Here is an 18,182-nt window from a genome sequence, read left to right on the forward strand (position 1 = left end):
GCCGCGTTCGATGCAAGGAGAACTCGGTGAATTTCGACGACCTCATCGGCCACATCGGCCAGCACACCGTCGACGGGCTGTCCAAAGGCGCGATCTATGCACTCATCGCGCTGGGGTACACGCTGGTCTACGGCGTCCTACGACTGATCAACTTTGCCCACTCCGAAGTGTTCATGGTCGGCACCTTCGCGGTGCTGGGCGTCTGGACCGCCCTCGGCGTGGAAAATAACCCGCCCATCGGCCAGGCCATCCTCTTCCTGCTGATCGGGTTCGTCGTCGCGGCGATAGCCTCCGGCGGCACGGCACTGGCGATCGAACGGATCGCCTACCGCCCGCTGCGGCGCAAGAACGCGCCGCCGCTGATCTTCCTCATCACCGCCATCGGCGTCTCGCTGATCCTGGTCGAGGTCTTCGGCCTGCTCCTGCCGGACCTGCTGGGCAAGGCGATCCCGTCGATGTTCGGGCGGGCGCGGCAGATCGTCGGCATGCCGACGATCATCCAGCAGGAGACGCTGTTCACGATCGGGAACACCCAGATCACCAACGTTCAGGTGATCGTGGTCGTCTCGGCGCTCGTCATGATGGCCCTCCTGGACTGGTTCATCAACAAGACGCGGTACGGCCGGGGTGTGCGCGCGGTCGCACAGAACCCGGAGACCGCCGCGCTGATGGGCGTGAACCAGGAGCGCGTGATCATGCTGATCTTCGTGCTCGGCGGCATCATGGCCGGCGCCGCCGCGCTGCTGTGGAGCATGCGGTTCGGCATCACCCAGAACAGCATCGGCTTCGTGCTCGGCCTCAAGGCCTTCACCGCGGCGGTGCTGGGTGGCATCGGTAACCTGCGGGGCGCGCTGCTGGGTGGCCTGGTCCTCGGCGTCGTCGAGGTCTACGGTGCGACGCTGTTCAGCTCCCAGTGGGAGGACGTCATCGCCTTCGTCATCCTGATCGTGATCCTGATGTTCCGTCCGACGGGTCTGCTGGGCGAGTCGCTGGGGAGGGCCCGCGCATGATCGACAAGCTGCGTGACGCGAACGCCCGCCGGGCCACCGCCATGGCGGGGTTCGGTGACCGGATGCGCGCGCTGCCGAAGTGGCAGCGGATGCTGGGCGTCGCCGCCCTGATCGCTTTCCTGTACTACCTGCCCCTGCTGGGCATCCCCGGACTGACCTGGCTGCGGACCGACTCGATCGAGGGTGGCAGCAACTGGGCCGGTGTGCTGTTCACCTGCGCCGTCTACGTGCTGGTCGCCATCGGCCTGAACGTGGTGATCGGTCTGGCCGGCCTGCTCGACCTCGGCTACATCGGGTTCTTCGCGATCGGTGCGTACAGCGTCGGTCTGTTCGGTTCGTTGAACTCGCCGGTGGTCAAGTGGTTCCAGCAGCAGTTCGACCTGCCGCCGACCTGGGCGGTCACCTGGGCGGTCTGCGCGATCCTGGCGCTGGTCCTGACGATGATCTCGGGTGTTCTGCTGGGATGGCCGACGCTGCGCCTGCGCGGCGACTACCTGGCCATCGTCACCATGGGCTTCGGCGAGATCATCCGGATCATCGCCCGGAACGCCGTGGGCGTCACCAACGGCCCGCAGGGTCTGTCGGCGATCCCCGGTCCGGAGGGCCCGCCGTCGGCCGACAACGAGGTCTTCGGTCTGATCGACGTCAAGCCGTGGTACTGGCTGGCGATCACGTTCGTCCTGGTCATGGTCTTCGCCGTGCGCCGGCTGGAGCACAGCCGGGTCGGCCGTGCCTGGCTGGCGGTCCGTGAGGACGAGGACGCCGCCGCGGTGATGGGTGTGTACCCGTTCAAGTTCAAGCTCTGGGCGTTCGCCATCGGCGCCGCTCTGGGCGGACTGTCGGGTCTGCTCTTCGCCAGCCGGTACGCGTTCATCGACCCGACCCAGTTCAACGTCAACCTCTCGATCCTCTTCGTCGCGATGGTCGTCGTCGGTGGCTCGGGCAACATGGTCGGCGTGTCACTCGGCGCGGTGCTGCTGGCGTACCTCCCGGAGCGTTTCCGGGAGATCGCCGACTACCGCTGGCTGGCGTTCGGTCTGGCGATGGTGCTGGTGATGATCCTGCGCCCGCAGGGCCTGGTCCCGAGCCGGCGCCGGACCCGCGAGCTGAGGGACCGCGCGGCGGAGGTCAAGGAGGCGCCCGCTCATGTCTGACGAGACCACCACCGTGGCGGCGCCGGAGACGGCGGAACAGCCCGGCCCCCGCAAGAAGCTTCTCGAGGTCGACAACGTCACGCTGCGCTTCGGCGGCGTGGTCGCGCTCGACGGGATCAGCTTCGACATCCACGAGGGCGAGATCCTCGGTCTGATCGGCCCGAACGGTGCCGGCAAGACGACCACGTTCAACGTGATGACGGGCGTCTACAAGCCCACGTCGGGCGCGGTCCGGTTCCGCGGCGACCAGGTGACCGGCCGCAAGCCGCACCAGATCAGCCAGATGGGAATCTCCCGGACCTTCCAGAACATCCGTCTCTTCCCGGAGATGAGTGCTCTGGAGAACGTGATGATCGGCACCGACTCCCGGCACAAGACCAGTGTGCCGGGCGCGCTGTTCCGCCTCTACCGGGTCCGTCCCAAGGAGGAGGAGCTGCCGCAGGTCACCGCCGAGAGCGGGATTATGCGGACGTGGCAGCAGGTGCGGCGTACCTTCGCCAAGACCTTCGGGCTGTCGCGGCACATCCTGGAGGAGCGGGCGGCCGAGGACAAGGCGCTGGAGCTGCTGCACTTCGTCGGCATCGCGGACCGGGCCAACGACGCGGCCCGCAACCTGCCGTACGGCTATCAGCGCCGCCTGGAGATCGCCCGGGCGCTCGGCACCGAGCCGAAGCTGATCTGTCTGGACGAGCCGGCGGCCGGCTTCAACCCGGCGGAGAAGGAAGAGCTCCTCGAACTGATCCGCAAGATCCGTGACATGGGCGTCACCGTTCTGCTGATCGAGCACGACATGCGACTGGTCATGGGTGTCACCGACCGGATCGTCGTGCTGGAGTTCGGGCGAAAGATCGCCGACGGGGCGCCGGCCGAGGTCAGCCGGAACCCGAAGGTCGTCGCCGCGTACCTGGGGGAGCCCACCGATGCTGCTTGAGCTGGACAACGTCACCGTGTCGTACGGCCGGATCGAGGCCCTGCACGGCATCAGCCTCACCGTCGAGGAGGGCGAGGTGGTGGCCCTGATCGGTGCGAACGGCGCCGGCAAGACCACCACCATGCGGGCCATCTCCGGAACGCGCGGGCTCTCCAGTGGCAAGATCACCTTCAACGGCGAGGACATCAGCAAGCTCCGGGCCGACCTGCGGGTGGTCCGGGGCCTGTGCCAGTCGCCCGAGGGCCGGCAGATCTTCCCCGGCATGACGGTCCTGGAGAACCTGGACATGGGTGCCTACACCCGCCGGGACTCCGCCGGGATCGCCGCCGACCTGGAGAAGGTGCTGGAGATGTTCCCGCGCCTGCGGGAGCGCCGTAAGCAGGCGGGCGGCACGCTCTCCGGCGGCGAGCAGCAGATGCTGGCCGTCGGCCGGGCGCTGATGAGCCGTCCGAAGCTGCTGCTGCTGGACGAGCCGTCGATGGGCCTCGCACCCATGATCATCCAGCAGATCTTCGACATCATCACGGAGATCAACCAGCAGGGCACCACGATCCTGCTGGTGGAGCAGAACGCGCAGCAGGCGCTCTCCCGGGCACACCGTGGTTACGTGCTGGAGACCGGCCGGATCGTCAAGGAGGGGTCCGGGCAGGACCTGCTCCACGACCCGGCGGTCAAGGAGGCGTACCTCGGCGTCGCCTGACCCGAGCCGGCTACGGGACGGTCACCCTTCACGGGTGGCCGTCCCGTAACTTGTCGGGCCCTGCGGATAGAGTCCCTACCCGTGAGCAACGACAAGTCGCGCCTTCTCCTGCTGGACGGTCATTCGCTGGCCTACCGGGCCTACTTCGCCCTGCCGGTGGAAAATTTCAGCACCGCCACCGGCCAGGCGACGAACGCGGTGTTCGGCTTCACGTCGATGCTCATCAACATGCTGCGCGACGAGAAGCCGACACACATCGTCGTGAGCTTCGATCTCTCCCGCAAGTCGTTCCGCACCGAGAAATACGCGGAATACAAGGCCGGCCGGTCCGAGACCCCGGCGCCGTTCCAGGGTCAGGTCAGCCTGATCAAGGAGGTGCTCGAGGCGCTCCGGATCCCGGTGGTGGAGAAGGAGAACTACGAGGCCGACGACGTCATCGCCACCCTCGCCACCCAGGGGCGGGACGCCGGCATGGAGGTGGTGATCTCCAGTGGCGACCGCGACGCGTTCCAGCTCTCCTCCGAGCACGTCACCATCCTCTACCCGGTGCGCGGCGTCTCCGAGGTCTGGCGGATGACCCCCGAGGCCATCGAGGCGAAATACTTCGTACCCCCGTCGCTCTACCGCGACAAGGCCGCCCTGGTCGGCGAGGCCAGCGACAACCTGATCGGGGTGCCCGGCGTCGGCGACAAGACCGCCGCCAAGTGGATCAAGGAGTACGGCAGCCTCGACGGCATCGTGGCGAACGTCGACAAGATCAAGGGCAAGGCCGGCGAGAACGTGCGCGCCCACCTGGCCGACGTGCTGCGCAACTACGACCTCAACGGCCTGGTCTGCGACCTCGACCTGCCGCTGCGCCCGGAGGACGCCCGCTGGCAGGGCTGGGACCGCGAGGCCGTGCACCAGGTCTTCGACGCCCTCGAGTTCCGGGTGCTGCGCGAACGCCTCTACTCCTACCTCGACGCCGTCGAGCCCGAGGCCGAGGCCGGCTTCGACATCGACGGTCACGTCCTCGGCGCGGGTCAGGTGGCCGGCTGGCTGCGCGACCACGCCGGCACCGCACCGGTCGGCATCGCCGTCACCGGCACGTTCGGCCGGGGCACCGGTCAGCTCACCGGCATCGCCGTCGCCACCGCCGACGGCCCGGCCGCCTGGTTCGACCCAGCCGGTCTCGACGAGGACGACGAACGCGCCGTCGCGGCCTGGCTCGCCGAGCCGTCGCGCCCCAAGGTGATCCACGACGCCAAGCCCGCGCTGCTGGCCTTCCGCGCGCACGGCTGGCAGCTCGCCGGCGTCGGCACCGACACCGCCCTCGCGGCCTACCTCGCCAAACCCGACCAGCGGGCATACGCCCTCGACGACCTGGCCCTGCGCTACCTCAAGCGCGAACTGCGCGTCGAGGAGCCGGAGAACGGCCAGCTCACCCTCGACTTCGCCGCGGTCGACGCCGACGACCACTCCGCCGAGCAGGGCGTGATGCTGCGCGCCCGGGCCACCCTCGACCTGGCCGCGGTGCTCATCGCCGAGCTGTCCGCCGACGGCGGCGAGTCGGCCGGCATCCTCGCCGACGTGGAGCAGCCGCTGTCGGTCGTGCTCGCCGAGATGGAGCAGCGCGGCATCGCCGCCGACACCGACTACCTCTCCGAGCTGGAGTCGCACTTCGCCGCCGAGGTCAAGTCCGCCCAGCTGGCCGCCCACGAGGTGGTCGGCCGCGAGTTCAACCTGGGCTCCCCCAAGCAGCTCCAGGAGATCCTCTTCGTCGAGCGCAACCTGCCCAAGACCAAGAAGATCAAGTCCGGCTACACGACCGACGCCGACGCCCTGCAGAGCCTGTTCGCCCAGACCGCCGACCCGGTCCTGGCACACCTGCTGCGGCACCGCGACGTCGCCAAGCTGAAATCCACGGTGGACGGGCTGCTCAAGTCGGTCTCCGACGACGGCCGCATCCACACCACCTTCAACCAGACCGTCGCCGCGACCGGCCGGCTCTCCTCCACCGACCCGAACCTGCAGAACATCCCGATCCGCACCGCGGAGGGCAGGCGCATCCGTCGGGCCTTCGTCGTCGGGGCCGGCTTCGACGAGCTGATGACCGCCGACTACAGCCAGATCGAGATGCGCATCATGGCGCACCTGTCCGGCGACGACGCGCTGATCGCCGCCTTCAACTCGGGCGCCGACTTCCACGCCGCCACCGCGTCCTCGGTCTTCCACGTGGCTCTCGACGAGGTCACCCCCGACCAGCGCCGCAAGATCAAGGCGATGAACTACGGTCTTGCGTACGGTCTGAGCGCCTTCGGCCTCTCCAACCAGCTGACCATCTCCACCGACGAGGCCAAGGGCCTCATGACGGAGTACTTCGACCGGTTCGGTGGCGTCCGCGACTACCTGCAGGCCGTCGTCGCCCAGGCCACCAAGGACGGCTACACCGCCACCATCCTCGGCCGGCGCCGCTACCTGCCCGACCTGAGCAGCGACAACCGTCAGCGCCGCGAGATGGCCGAACGGATGGCCCTGAACGCCCCGATCCAGGGCTCCGCCGCCGACATCATCAAGCTGGCGATGCTGCACGTCGACGAGGCGCTCAAGGACTCCGGCCTCGGCTCGCGGATGCTCCTGCAGGTGCACGACGAGCTGGTCTTCGAGGTCGCCCCGGGCGAGCTCGCGGCCCTCGAGGAACTGGTGCGCCGGGAGATGGGTGCCGCCTACCCGCTGTCGGTCCCGTTGGAGGTCTCCGTCGGCAGAGGCCGCGACTGGAACGGCGCCGACCACTGACCACCGCTCGCCTCCGACCGCCGGTCGCGGTCTTCCGGTCCTGATCGGTGGTCGCGGCCTTCCGGCCCTGATCGGTGGTCGCGGCCATCGGGTCCTGATCGGTGGTCGGCCGATCGGGCTGTAGCCGGTTCGGGCCGGCGGAGGGGTGCCCGGGACCTTCGGGGCTGCGCAACGGCGCTCTGGGGTGCCCTGGACGGGATGGATCGTGCCCGTTCGGGTGGTTCAGGGGCCGCGGGGAGCGCGATGATCTGCCACCCTGGTTCGATGCCCAGCCGGTCCCTGGCGGTGGAGACCGCCTCGCCGCTCCCGGCAGCGACGCCGGGGAAGCCGGTCGCGTCGCTGCTGCACGGTTCGTTGGATGCCACCCGGGCGGGTGAACTGGCCGGCGTCTTCAAGGCACTCGGCGACCCGGTCCGTCTGCGGCTGCTGTCGATGATCGCCTCCGCGGAGGGCGGGGAGGCGTGCGTCTGCGATCTGGGCGCGGTGTTCTCGCTGACCGGCCCGACGATCTCCCACCATCTGCGGATTCTGCGGGAGGCCGGCCTGGTGGACGCTTCCCGCCGGGGCACCTGGGTCTACTACCGGCTCGTTCCGGGTGCCCTCACCGCGCTGGCCGGGCTGCTGGATCCGCCCGCTGTGTGAGTGGGTCGTGTCCCCGGCTCGCGGGGCTGACGGTCACCGCTTCGCGGAACCCGGTCCGCACCTCGGGGCCGATCGTCCGGTCAGCGACGGCGCAGCGATGCGGGTTTGTGCACCGCGTCGCGGCCGGTCCTGTCGCTGCGCACCCGGTACTGCGGTTCGTCCGGTGAGGCCGCCACGGTCCGCCCGGCGGCCTCGGTCCGCTTGGTGATCTTCTGTTCGACGGTGCCGTGCACGGTCTCGCCATGACTGCGCCAGCTCACCTTGTCACCCTTTTTCGGGCTTTCACCAGCTTTTCCCATGTCCGACCGGATACCCCGGCCCGACGAGCGGAAACGGTGACTACTCGTGAGAACCGGGCAGATCGCAGACGAAGATCGCCGTGCCGGGGAAGAGCCGTCCGCGCAGCGGGCTCCACTGGCCCCACACGCCGTCGTGATCCGCCGGCCACTCCGGCTCGATCAGGTCGCGCACCACGAATCCGGCCGCCACCAGTTCCCGGATCCGGTCGCCGAGGGTCCGGTGCTGTTCGAGATAGTTGACCGTTCCGTCGTCGTCGCGCTCGACGTACGGCGTCCGGTCGAAATACGAGTTCCGCACCACGAGCCCGCTCTCGTCGGGCTCGTCCCAGAACGCCCACCGCATCGGGTGCGTCACCGAGAACACCCAGCTCCCGCCCGGCCGGAGGACCCGGGCGACCTCCCGCATCGCGGCGGCCGAGTCGGTCACGAACGGGATCGCGCCGAACGCCGTGCAGACGATGTCGAACGCGCCGTCACGGAACGGCAGGGCCATGGCGTCGGCTTGGATCAGCGGAACGCGTACCCCGGACCGGGAAGCGGCCTCGGACGCATGCCGCAGCATGCCCGCGGAGAGATCCATGGCGACCGGCAGGGCGCCCTCCCGGCGCAGCCACCGGCTCGCTGCCGCGGCTCCGGCACCGAGTTCCAAGATCTTCTTGTCGTGTACGGGACCGAGCAGCCGCGCGTCAGCCTCCCGCAGACGCTCCGGGCACCACACGAAGTCGACGTCACCGAGGAACTTGCCGTGCTCGTCCTGATAGTCGTCGGCGTCGAGGTCCCACCACGAGCGGTTGGCCCGGCGCGCCTCGGTCTCAGTCACGTTACGACCCGGCGGGGCTGCCGCGGTGGGGATCTCAGTCACCCGGCAACGGTACGACAGGCGCGTCGCCTGTCCTTATTCGGGCTAAATCGGGCATGATGGCGGGTTCGGAGCTAACAATGTGCCGCGCTCCTCAGGAGGGCTTGCAACCTGTGGTAATGCGCACGGTAAGCTAGTCGATGCGCTCGCGGATCGTGTGCCTCGGCAGGGAGCAGGCTCCGCGGTCGCCGGTCTCGGCATGATCGATGGCATTGATCAGACTGCTCAAGGGTGGTCGTTCTCGTTCGTCTCGTGTCGCTTCCGGTGGCAGTTCCGCAGAGCGCGAGAGACACCACGACACCATCCGTTCGGAGCAACAGTCCACATGACGAGCAGCATCGAGGCCACCTCGAGCGCCAACAGGGTCACCGTCGACGATCTCGGCTCGGAGGAAGCATTCCTCGCGGCCATCGACGAGACCATCAAGTACTTCAATGACGGCGACATCGTCGAAGGCACCGTCGTCAAGGTCGACCGGGACGAGGTCCTGCTCGACATCGGCTACAAGACCGAGGGCGTCATCCCCTCGCGCGAGTTGTCGATCAAGCATGACGTGGACCCCGCGGAAGTGGTGTCGGTCGGTGACCACATCGAAGCCCTCGTCCTCACCAAGGAGGACAAGGAAGGCCGTCTGATCCTCTCGAAGAAGCGCGCTCAGTACGAGCGGGCTTGGGGCACCATCGAGAAGATCAAGGAAGACGACGGCGTCGTCCGCGGTTCGGTCATCGAGGTCGTCAAGGGTGGCCTCATCCTCGACATCGGCCTCCGCGGCTTCCTCCCGGCCTCGCTGGTCGAGATGCGGCGCGTCCGTGACCTGCAGCCGTATGTCGGCCGCGAGCTCGAGGCGAAGATCATCGAGCTGGACAAGAACCGCAACAACGTGGTTCTGTCCCGCCGCGCCTGGCTCGAGCAGACGCAGTCCGAGGTTCGCACCGAGTTCCTCAACAAGCTGCAGAAGGGCCAGGTCCGCAAGGGCGTCGTGTCCTCCATCGTCAACTTCGGCGCCTTCGTGGACCTGGGCGGCGTGGACGGCCTGGTGCACGTCTCCGAGCTCTCCTGGAAGCACATCGACCACCCGTCCGAGGTCGTCGAGGTGGGCCAGGAGGTCGAGGTCGAGGTTCTCGACGTCGACCTGGACCGCGAGCGCGTCTCCCTGTCGCTGAAGGCGACCCAGGAAGACCCGTGGCGCCAGTTCGCCCGGACCCACGCGATCAACCAGATCGTCCCGGGTAAGGTCACCAAGCTCGTTCCGTTCGGTGCGTTCGTCCGCGTCGACGACGGCATCGAGGGCCTGGTGCACATCTCCGAGCTGGCCGAGCGTCACGTCGAGCTGCCGGAGCAGGTCGTCCAGGTCGGCTCCGACGTCCTCGTCAAGGTCATCGACATCGACCTCGAGCGTCGCCGGATCTCGCTGTCCCTCAAGCAGGCCAACGAGAACTTCGTGGAGGGCGAGGAGCACTTCGACCCCACCCTCTACGGCATGGCCGCCACGTACGACAACGAGGGCAACTACATCTACCCGGAGGGCTTCGACCCGGAGACGGGCGAGTGGCTCGAGGGCTTCGACAAGCAGCGCGAGACGTGGGAGAAGCAGTACGCCGACGCCCGCGAGCGCTGGGAGGCCCACACCAAGCAGGTGCAGGCGTCCCGCGAGGCCGACGCCGAGGCTGCCCTCAACCCGGTCCCGGTCGGCGGCGTGACGTCCTCGTCGTCGTCTTCCTCCTCCTCGAGCTCGTCGACCCCGTCGCGCTCCACCGAGGAGCCCGCGGGCACCCTGGCCACCGACGAGGCTCTCGCCGCTCTGCGCGAGAAGCTTGCCGGCGGCAAGGGCTGACATCACGACGGCTGAGTCCTGACTCGGCCGCGCCGGCGACAGTCGGCAGGTAATACCCGGAAAGGTCGTCCCGGCATCACGCCGGGGCGGCCTTTCGCCTTTCCTGAAGACGGACGATCCGCCGGACGCGGCCGATGGCCGGCACCGGGATACTGGGCGCATGCTGATGGTCGGGCTCACGGGTGGAATCGGTGCGGGCAAGAGTGCGGTGGCGTCCCGGCTCGCCGAGCGCGGCGCGGTGATCGTCGATGCCGACGTGCTGGCCCGGGAGGTGGTGCGGCCGGGCACCGACGGTCTCGCCGAGATCGTGGCGGCGTTCGGGTCGGGCGTGCTCACCCCCGAGGGTGATCTCGACCGGCCGGCACTCGGGGCGAAGGTGTTCGGCGACGAGGCGGCCCGGCGGCGACTGGAACAGATCATTCATCCCCGGGTACGCGCACGGACTGCCGCGCTGACCCACCAGGCACCCTCCGACGCGATCGTGGTCAACGACGTTCCGCTCCTGGTCGAGACGGGGCTCTCCGCCACGTACCATCTGGTGATCGTGGTCGATGCGGACCGTGAGGTGCGCGCCCGGCGGCTGACGCAGATGCGCGGCATGTCGGCGGCGGACGCCGCGGCCCGGATCGGCGCGCAGATCGACGACGAGAGCCGCCGTGCCGCCGGTGACGTGGTCCTGGCCAACGACGGTGATCTCGACCAGTTGCACGCCCGGATCGACGAGCTGTGGCGCGACCGGCTCGTCCCCTTCGAACGTAATGTGCGACTCGGCCGTGCTGTCGCGAAAGGCCCGGAGACCCGGATGACGGCGGCCGACCCGGACTGGCCGTGTGCCGCCGCCCGGCTGATCGCCCGGATCGAGCACGGCCTCGGTCCCGGCGTGACCGCTCACCACATCGGCTCGACCTCGGTGCCCGGCCTGCCCGCCAAGGACATCATCGATCTCATGCTGAGCGTGCGGACCCTCGCCGAGGCAGACGCGTTCGCCGATCGCCTCGGTGAGCTGGGCTTCCCGCGGTGGCCGGGGGAGTGGACCGACAACGCCCGCGGCCTGCCGGGGCACCGTTGGCCGAAACGACTGCACGGGTGCGCCGACCCGGGGTACCGGGTGAACCTGCACATACGGGTCGCCGGCTCACCGGGCTGGCGGTTCGCGCTGCTGATGCGCGACCACCTGCGCGCGGTGCCGGAGGCGCGGGACGCCTACGCCGCGGCCAAGGCGGACCTCGCGGTGCGCTTCCCGGACCGGGCCGGATACCGCGCCGCGAAGGAGCCGTGGTTCGACGAGGAGGCCCGGGCGGCCGACGACTGGGCGTTGTCCACCGGATGGCAGCCCGCCTGACCCAAGATGTCGTACCCCCGACGTACGGTGGTGGCATGGCGCTCGACATCCCACGACTCGACGGCCGGTTCGAGGTCGTCAGCGACTATCAGCCCGCCGGTGACCAGCCCGCAGCCATCGACGACCTCGAGCGGCGGGTGCGTCGCGGCGACCGGCACACGGTGCTGCTCGGCGCCACCGGCACCGGCAAGAGCGCCACCACGGCCTGGCTGATCGAGCGTCTGCAGCGGCCGGCTCTCGTCCTGGCGCCCAACAAGACGCTCTGCGCCCAGCTCGCCAAGGAGTTCCGCGAGCTGCTGCCCAACAACGCCGTCGAATACTTCGTCAGCTACTACGACTACTACCAGCCTGAGGCGTACATCGCCCAGACCGACACCTACATCGAGAAGGACTCGTCGGTCAACGAGGAGGTCGAGCGGCTGCGCCACTCGGCCACCATGTCGCTGCTCACCCGGCGCGACACGATCGTGGTCGCCACCGTCTCGGCGATCTACGGTCTGGGCACCCCGCAGGAATACGTCGAACGTGCCGCCCGGCTCAAGGTCGGCGACGAGATCGACCGCGACAAGCTGCTGCGCCGCCTGGTCGACATCCAGTACACCCGTAATGACGTGGCCTTCCAGCGCGGCACCTTCCGGGTCCGCGGCGACACCCTGGAGATCATCCCGGCCTACGAGGAGCTGGCCGTCCGGGTCGAGCTCTTCGGCGACGAGGTGGAGAAGCTCTACTACCTGCACCCGCTGACCGGCGACGTGGTCCGCGAGGTCGACGAGCTGATCATCTTCCCGGCGTCGCACTACATCGCCGGCCCGGAGCGGATGGAACGGGCTATCGGCGACATCGAGGCCGAGCTGGAGGAACGCCTCACCGAACTGGACCGGCAGGGCAAGCTGCTCGAGGCTCAGCGCCTGCGGATGCGCACCACCTACGACCTCGAGATGATGCGCCAGGTCGGCTTCTGCAACGGCATCGAGAACTACTCGATGCACATGGACGGCCGGCAGCCGGGCGACCCGGCGTTCACGCTGCTCGACTACTTCCCCGACGACTTCGTGACGGTGATCGACGAGTCGCACGTGACGATCCCGCAGATCGGCGGGATGTATGAGGGGGACGCGTCGCGCAAACGGATCCTCATCGAGCACGGGTTCCGGTTGCCCAGCGCCGCCGACAACCGCCCGTTGCGCTTCGACGAGTTCCTCGACCGGGTCGGCCAGATGGTCTTCCTCTCCGCGACCCCGGGCAACTGGGAGATGGAGCAGGCCCAGGGGGAGTTCGTCGAACAGGTCATCCGCCCCACCGGCCTGGTCGACCCGGAGGTCGTGGTCAAACCGACCAAGGGCCAGATCGACGACCTGATGCACGAGATCAAGCTCCGCACCGAGCGCGACGAGCGGGTCCTGGTCACCACGCTGACCAAGAAGATGGCCGAGGACCTCACCGACTATCTCCTGGAGAACGGCATCCGGGTGCGTTACCTGCACTCCGAGGTGGACACACTGCGCCGCGTCGAGTTGCTCAAGGAGTTGCGCAAGGGCGACTACGACGTGCTCGTCGGCATCAACCTGCTCCGGGAGGGCCTCGACCTGCCCGAGGTGTCGCTGGTGGCGATCCTCGACGCCGACAAGGAGGGCTTCCTGCGCAGCGGCCGCTCGCTGATCCAGACCATCGGCCGCGCCGCCCGCAACGTCTCCGGCCAGGTCCACATGTATGCCGACAAGATCACGCCGTCGATGCGCAACGCGATCGAGGAGACCGACCGCCGGCGCGACAAGCAGATCGCGCACAACGAGGCGAACGGCATCAAACCCCAGGCCCTCCGCAAGAAGATCCACGACATCCTCGACGACATCTACCGCGAGGCGGAGGACACCGACGACGCCGTGGCGGGCCCGATGGTCGGCGGCGCCGGCCGGCAGATGTCGCGCGGCAAGGCGCCTGTCCCGGAGACCCGCTCGAAGGCCAAGGCCGGCTCGGGGACGGCGCGTCCGGGCATGGCCCGCACCGAGCTGGCCCAGCTCATCCAGGACCTCAACGATCAGATGCTGGGCGCCGCACGCGAGCTGCAGTTCGAGTTGGCGGCCCGGATCCGTGACGAGATCTCCGAGCTGAAGAAAGAGTTGCGCGGCATGGACATGGCCGGCGTGAAGTAACGACGTCACGGCCCTGGCGGGGCGGTCCGGCCTGGCCCAGGCGTTCGGTTCGGTCGGTTCGGTCCGGCGTGGTTCGGCTCGGTCCGGGCGGGGTTCGGGTCGGGCGGCCAGGTCCGGCGTGGTCCGTGTGGACATTCGGCTCGGGTGCTCGGGTGCTCGAGTGCTTGGGTGCTTGGGTGCTTGGGTGGCGTGGTTCGGATTCGGCCGGTCGGCGTTCGGTGCGGACGGGGTGTGGTTCGGTTCGGTCCCGGTGAGGCGTGCGGCTCAGGCGGCGCGGCTCGCCGGGCTATTTCCGTGTTGCCCGGCTTTTTCTTACTGTGTCCGGCCGTCGTCTGTGGTGCTTGTCCGAGGGCAGAGGGTGGCCCGCGGTCGTCTGTGGTGCTTGTCCGAGGGCAGAGGGTGGCCCGATGCCACTCGGCTTAAGTTGATCATGAATGTGACCGGCGACTCTGCTGCGGCTGCGATCACGTCTGCCGGGCGCCGTCTCCGGTCGCCTCGTGAGTAGGCACCGTTCAGCCACTCGCAGCCTCCCCGGACCCGCCGCCAAGATCGGAATAGGGCGAGTGGCGTTCCGGCTACCCCTGGCCGTCGGCCACGGTCCACCCGAGAGCCGAAAACAACCGCGGACGACGGCTGGGTGACTCCGAGCCGTCGCTGATGGCTGATTCCCGCCTCTCGAAGAGCCGTGGTTGACGGCTTGACTGGTTCGGCCGTCGGTCATGGTTCGTTTGCGAGTCGAAAGCAACCGTGGTCGACGGCTGGGTGACCCCGAGCCGTCGCCCACGGCTGATTCCCACCTCCCGAACAGCCGTGGCTGACGGCTTGACCGGTTCGGCCGTCGGCCATGGTTCGTACGCGAGTCGACAACGGCCGTGGGCGACGGTCGGCGGTTGCGTGATGCCACTCAGCTTACGTTGATCTTGGAGGTGGCCCCGCGCGGCGACGGGCGGCTGAGCTGCGCCGATGTGACTGCCGCTGTCAACGGCCGACGAGTCGCCGCGGCGAAGGGGATCGCATGATCACTGGCGACGGCTTTGATCAACTTAAGTTGAGCGGCGTGGGAGGGTGGCCCGCTGTCGCTCTGTGCCGCGAAGTCGATGCCGTTGCCGACCCCGTCTCACAGCGTCAGGTGTCGGGTGCCGGAGCGATCGGGAGGCGGCAGGGCCTGCCACCTGAGGCTGCGCGGGGGCGGCAGGGCCGGGAGGCGGCAGGGCCTGGCACCTGAGGCTGCGGGAGGCAGTTGGGCGGGCGGAGTTCGGAGGCTGCGAACGGCCGGAATGGCTAGGCTCGCGCCATGACGACTGTCCCTGCGGCGGCTGCCCAAATCGACGCTGCCCGGATCGACGTCGGCCCGATCGACGCTGCCCGGATCGGCGCTGGCCCGATCGGCGCCGGCTCGATCGGCGCCTGCTCGATCGAGGCCGGCCCACTGGACGAGGAAGAGCTGACCGGTCTGGTCCGGCGTTGCCTGGCAGTTGACGGCGGTCTGCCGCTCGCGGTGGAACCCGGCTTCCTCCGCAGTCGCTGGGCCGCTCCGGGGTCGGTGGCATTCGCGGTTCGGCCGTCGACCGGTGACGGCAGGCTGCTCGCGGCGCTTGCGGTGCGCCCGGTGGACGACGGTGTGGCGATCATCGGACTGGTCGACCCGGACGCCCGTGGTCGCGGCATCGGCAGCCGTCTGCTGGACCACGGTCTGGCCGCCGCGGGTCTGCTGCAGTCCGGCGCTACCGCCGCCGAAGCCCGGCACGGCGCGAGACAGGCGGGACATCCCGGCCCGCCGTCCGCCGATGCGGGGAGAACAGCCGGAGAGGCCACAGGCGCGTCTGCGAGACCTCCCGCGGCACCGGCGACGGCTGTTGTCCGGGTGGAGAGTGAGGGGCTCACGGCGGGAGCGGCGGAACTGTTCGCCTCCCGCGGGTTCCGGCAGAGTTTCGCCGAAGACGTGATGCGGATGGACCTCGCCGATCGGGACATCATGCCTCCGGACTGGCCGGCGGGGACGACGACGGCCGTGTGGAGCGGGGGGACCGCGGAACGATTCCATGCCGTCTACACCGCGGCGTTCCGGGACAGGCCCGGCTTTCCGGGGACGCCGGCCGCCGAGTGGATCGCCGACACGGAGGACGACGACGACTTCCGGCCGGAGTTCTCATTGCTCGCGATGCTGCCTGAGGAGAGCCGCGACGACGGTGGCGATATCAACAGCGTCGACCGCAGCCGGGACGCGGGATTCGTGACGGCGGGAGTCGGCTGGATCGTACAGATCGGTGTGAGGCCGGAAGCGCGCCGCCGAGGTCTCGCCTCCGCCCTGATGCGGGAGTCGCTGCACCGGATGGCCGCTGCGGGCATCGCGCACGCCTGGCTGTGCGTCAACGTCGACAACCCGGCCGCATCGGTGTACCGGCGGCTCGGCTTCGTGGACAGGGGTCGCCGTGCCCGGTTTCTGCGATGACCCCCGAGGAGCGCGCGAGGCGAGCGAGGGCGTTAGGAGAAAGCGAGCGCGCGAGGCGAGCGAGGGCGTTAGGGGAAAGCGAGGGCGTTAGGAGAAATCGTGCTCCGGATCCAACCGGGTCGGGAAGTCGCCGAACAGTTCGGTCGTCGGCGGCTGTTTGAGCGCCCCGCCGATCAGCGCCCGCCACTGCGCGAACCGTTCGGTCCGCCGGAAGTTCCGTTCGTGCGCTTCCACGCTGTCCCATTCCGCGAGAAGCGTGAACCGGTACGAAACATCCACCGACCGTCTCAGTCGCACCGCTCGACATCCGGGTGCTCCTGCGATCATCGGCCGCGCACGCTGGTAGGCGTTGACGAAATCATCCTCGCGGCCAGGGAGAACGTCGATCAGCGTGACTTCGAGCACCATGCCCGCAAGCGTCCCATACGTACCCGGAAGTCGCCGTACTAGGATGCTCGACCCCCTGTGTCGGTGTTCTGACCAGCACATATTTATGCAATACCGGGTTAACCTGGCGTGGTGGCAGTCGGCTGGAGGAGGCGGCGCATGGGTGAACCGGCGGTGGACGCGGAGAAACCGACTGCGATGAGTGGTTTGACCGCGAGGTCCGCCACACCCGGGCTCCCGATGTGTTGCCCGGCGGTCGAGTGCGCAACAATGGGCCGTGTGGGAGGGGAGTATTCCCCCGCACCGGTCTCGTCAGCACGGAACGCCTCAGCAGGCGGGCCCGGGGCCGGTGGTCGCGGACCTCTGTTCGCGGCGGAAGAGACCTCCGACAGTCGCACGTCACTGCTTGCTGCCCGGACGGGATTCCGTCTTGACTTCGAGCAGCGACGACTCGTGTCTGCCGGAGGTCCGCGTTGAACGTTTCCGCCTGGGTGTGGGCTGTCACCCTCCTCGCTCTCGTCGTCGTCATGGCGATCGATCTACTGATCATCGGGCGGCGCCCGCACGAGCCCAGCATGAAAGAGGCCGGCGGATGGGTCGCCTTCTACGTCGGTCTCGCCGTTCTGTTCGGCATCGGGGTCTGGGCGACCGCGGGTGGCACCGCCGCCGGTGAGTTCTACACCGGCTGGCTCACCGAGTACTCGCTGAGCGTCGACAACCTGTTCGTCTTCGTCATCATCATGGCCCGGTTCGCGGTGCCACGGCATCTTCAGCAGAAGGTGCTGCTGATCGGCATCGTGCTCGCGCTGATCATGCGGGGCGCGTTCATCGCCGCCGGCGCCGCGCTGATCACCCAGTTCTCGTGGGTGTTCTACATCTTCGGCGCGTTCCTGGTCTACACCGCGATCACCCTGGTCAAGGGCGGTGACGAGGAGGAGGAGTTCAAGGAGAACATCCTCATCCGCTGGGCGAAGCGTGCGCTGCCGCTCTCCTCGTCGTTCGGTGACGGCCGTTTCAGCGTCGTCTCGGAGACCGGCAAGCGCCTCTTCACCCCGATGCTGATCGTCATGATCGCGATCGGCACCACCGACCTGATCTTCGCGCTCGACTCCATCCCGGCGATCTTCGGCATCACCAAGGAGCCGTACCTCGTCTTCACCGCGAACGTGTTCGCCCTGATGGGTCTGCGCCAGCTGTTCTTCCTGCTCGGCGGTCTGCTGGAGCGTCTGGTCTACCTCAACATCGGCCTGGCCGTGGTGCTCGCCTTCATCGGCGTCAAGCTGGTCCTCGAGGCCCTGCACACCAACAACCTGTCGTTCATCAACGGCGGCGAGGGCTTCCACTGGGCCCCGGAGATCCCGATCTGGCTCTCCCTGCTGGTCATCCTGGGCACGTTGGGCATCGCCACCATCGCCAGCCTGGTGAAATCCTCACGCGACCGCAAACGCGAGCTGATCGCCTCCAACTCCTGACAGATCAAAACCCCCTTCCGGGGGTACGCGTAAAGCGCCGTCCCGTGGCCCCCACCGGACGGCGCTTCCGTCTGTTCCCCGAAAGCACCGTCGAGCGGCACACTGGGGGAACCCCAGCGGGTGACGTCAATTCGTGTACGACCCGATTCGTTCCTATGGTGGGCGGCGTGCC

Annotated in this window: 14 protein-coding genes; 11 read left to right on the forward strand and 3 right to left on the reverse strand. The window is 68.5% G+C overall.

Translation table 11 applies throughout. The annotated features are described in order from the left end of the window. The first annotated feature begins 26 nt into the window (after window positions 1-26). The 6 genes from QSK32_RS11495 (at window position 27) to QSK32_RS11520 (ending at window position 7,212) form a co-directional block, all read left to right on the forward strand. The gene (locus QSK32_RS11495) at window positions 27-1,010 is read left to right on the forward strand and encodes a branched-chain amino acid ABC transporter permease (protein WP_045741298.1); all 984 of its coding nucleotides are present in this window, start codon (window positions 27-29) and stop codon (window positions 1,008-1,010) included. Continuing rightward, window positions 1,007-2,164, forward strand: coding sequence for a branched-chain amino acid ABC transporter permease (locus tag QSK32_RS11500; RefSeq protein ID WP_045741297.1), 1,158 nt, complete (start codon window positions 1,007-1,009; stop codon window positions 2,162-2,164). The genes QSK32_RS11495 and QSK32_RS11500 overlap by 4 nt, the downstream gene beginning before the upstream one ends. Next, window positions 2,157-3,095: an ABC transporter ATP-binding protein gene (locus QSK32_RS11505; protein WP_285471855.1), complete on the forward strand. Its 939-nt coding sequence runs from the start codon at window positions 2,157-2,159 to the stop codon at window positions 3,093-3,095. The genes QSK32_RS11500 and QSK32_RS11505 overlap by 8 nt, the downstream gene beginning before the upstream one ends. Beyond that, on the forward strand, window positions 3,085-3,795 hold the full coding sequence (locus QSK32_RS11510; protein WP_045741296.1) for an ABC transporter ATP-binding protein: 711 nt from the start codon (window positions 3,085-3,087) through the stop codon (window positions 3,793-3,795). Before QSK32_RS11505 ends, QSK32_RS11510 begins: the two co-directional genes overlap by 11 nt. 81 nt (window positions 3,796-3,876) lie before the next feature. After that, complete coding sequence (polA, locus tag QSK32_RS11515) at window positions 3,877-6,570, forward strand: DNA polymerase I (RefSeq protein WP_045741295.1); 2,694 nt, start codon at window positions 3,877-3,879, stop codon at window positions 6,568-6,570. Between the two features lie 264 nt (window positions 6,571-6,834). Further along, the gene (locus QSK32_RS11520) at window positions 6,835-7,212 is read left to right on the forward strand and encodes an ArsR/SmtB family transcription factor (RefSeq protein WP_045741294.1); all 378 of its coding nucleotides are present in this window, start codon (window positions 6,835-6,837) and stop codon (window positions 7,210-7,212) included. An 80-nt stretch (window positions 7,213-7,292) separates the two neighbouring features. Here QSK32_RS11520 and QSK32_RS11525 read toward each other — a convergent pair whose 3' ends face one another. Next, window positions 7,293-7,472, reverse strand: a complete 180-nt coding sequence (locus QSK32_RS11525) for a hypervirulence associated TUDOR domain-containing protein (RefSeq protein ID WP_425394622.1) — start codon at window positions 7,470-7,472, stop codon at window positions 7,293-7,295. A gap of 79 nt (window positions 7,473-7,551) precedes the next feature. Beyond that, window positions 7,552-8,373, reverse strand: coding sequence for a class I SAM-dependent methyltransferase (locus tag QSK32_RS11530; RefSeq protein WP_502872524.1), 822 nt, complete (start codon window positions 8,371-8,373; stop codon window positions 7,552-7,554). A gap of 322 nt (window positions 8,374-8,695) precedes the next feature. On the opposite strand from QSK32_RS11530, the gene rpsA reads away from it, so the two are divergent. The 4 genes from rpsA to QSK32_RS11550 all read left to right on the forward strand — a co-directional run bounded on the left by rpsA (window position 8,696) and on the right by QSK32_RS11550 (window position 16,151). Continuing rightward, a complete protein-coding gene (rpsA, locus tag QSK32_RS11535) occupies window positions 8,696-10,204 on the forward strand; it encodes a 30S ribosomal protein S1 (RefSeq protein ID WP_285471856.1) in 1,509 nt (502 codons plus the stop codon). A 160-nt stretch (window positions 10,205-10,364) separates the two neighbouring features. Then, window positions 10,365-11,546, forward strand: a complete 1,182-nt coding sequence (gene coaE / locus QSK32_RS11540) for a dephospho-CoA kinase (protein WP_285471857.1) — start codon at window positions 10,365-10,367, stop codon at window positions 11,544-11,546. Between the two features lie 35 nt (window positions 11,547-11,581). Then, window positions 11,582-13,699, forward strand: coding sequence for an excinuclease ABC subunit UvrB (gene uvrB, locus QSK32_RS11545; RefSeq protein ID WP_285471858.1), 2,118 nt, complete (start codon window positions 11,582-11,584; stop codon window positions 13,697-13,699). A 1,294-nt stretch (window positions 13,700-14,993) separates the two neighbouring features. Beyond that, complete coding sequence (locus QSK32_RS11550; RefSeq protein ID WP_285471859.1) at window positions 14,994-16,151, forward strand: GNAT family N-acetyltransferase; 1,158 nt, start codon at window positions 14,994-14,996, stop codon at window positions 16,149-16,151. A gap of 87 nt (window positions 16,152-16,238) precedes the next feature. On the opposite strand, the gene QSK32_RS11555 is transcribed toward QSK32_RS11550, so the two are convergent. Next, complete coding sequence (locus QSK32_RS11555) at window positions 16,239-16,559, reverse strand: antibiotic biosynthesis monooxygenase family protein (protein ID WP_045741288.1); 321 nt, start codon at window positions 16,557-16,559, stop codon at window positions 16,239-16,241. Window positions 16,560-17,011: 452 nt separating this feature from the next. On the opposite strand from QSK32_RS11555, the gene QSK32_RS11560 reads away from it, so the two are divergent. Continuing rightward, complete coding sequence (locus QSK32_RS11560) at window positions 17,012-18,010, forward strand: TerC family protein (protein WP_045741287.1); 999 nt, start codon at window positions 17,012-17,014, stop codon at window positions 18,008-18,010. Window positions 18,011-18,182 lie beyond the last annotated feature (172 nt).

It is taken from the genome of Actinoplanes sp. NBRC 101535 (assembly GCF_030269225.1).
Classification (GTDB): domain Bacteria; phylum Actinomycetota; class Actinomycetes; order Mycobacteriales; family Micromonosporaceae; genus Actinoplanes; species Actinoplanes rectilineatus.

Bases quoted from the DNA above. Each gene is read 5' to 3' on its own strand.
- QSK32_RS11505 (WP_285471855.1), top strand. From the start codon at position 2,157: ATGTCTGACGAGACCACCACCGTGGCGGCGCCGGAGACGGCGGAACAG.
- uvrB (WP_285471858.1), top strand. From the start codon at position 11,582: ATGGCGCTCGACATCCCACGACTCGACGGCCGGTTCGAGGTCGTCAGC.
- rpsA (WP_285471856.1), top strand. From the start codon at position 8,696: ATGACGAGCAGCATCGAGGCCACCTCGAGCGCCAACAGGGTCACCGTC.
- coaE (WP_285471857.1), top strand. From the start codon at position 10,365: ATGCTGATGGTCGGGCTCACGGGTGGAATCGGTGCGGGCAAGAGTGCG.
- QSK32_RS11520 (WP_045741294.1), top strand. From the start codon at position 6,835: ATGCCCAGCCGGTCCCTGGCGGTGGAGACCGCCTCGCCGCTCCCGGCA.
- QSK32_RS11550 (WP_285471859.1), top strand. From the start codon at position 14,994: ATGACGACTGTCCCTGCGGCGGCTGCCCAAATCGACGCTGCCCGGATC.
- QSK32_RS11555 (WP_045741288.1), bottom strand. From the start codon at position 16,559: ATGGTGCTCGAAGTCACGCTGATCGACGTTCTCCCTGGCCGCGAGGAT.
- QSK32_RS11510 (WP_045741296.1), top strand. From the start codon at position 3,085: ATGCTGCTTGAGCTGGACAACGTCACCGTGTCGTACGGCCGGATCGAG.
- QSK32_RS11500 (WP_045741297.1), top strand. From the start codon at position 1,007: ATGATCGACAAGCTGCGTGACGCGAACGCCCGCCGGGCCACCGCCATG.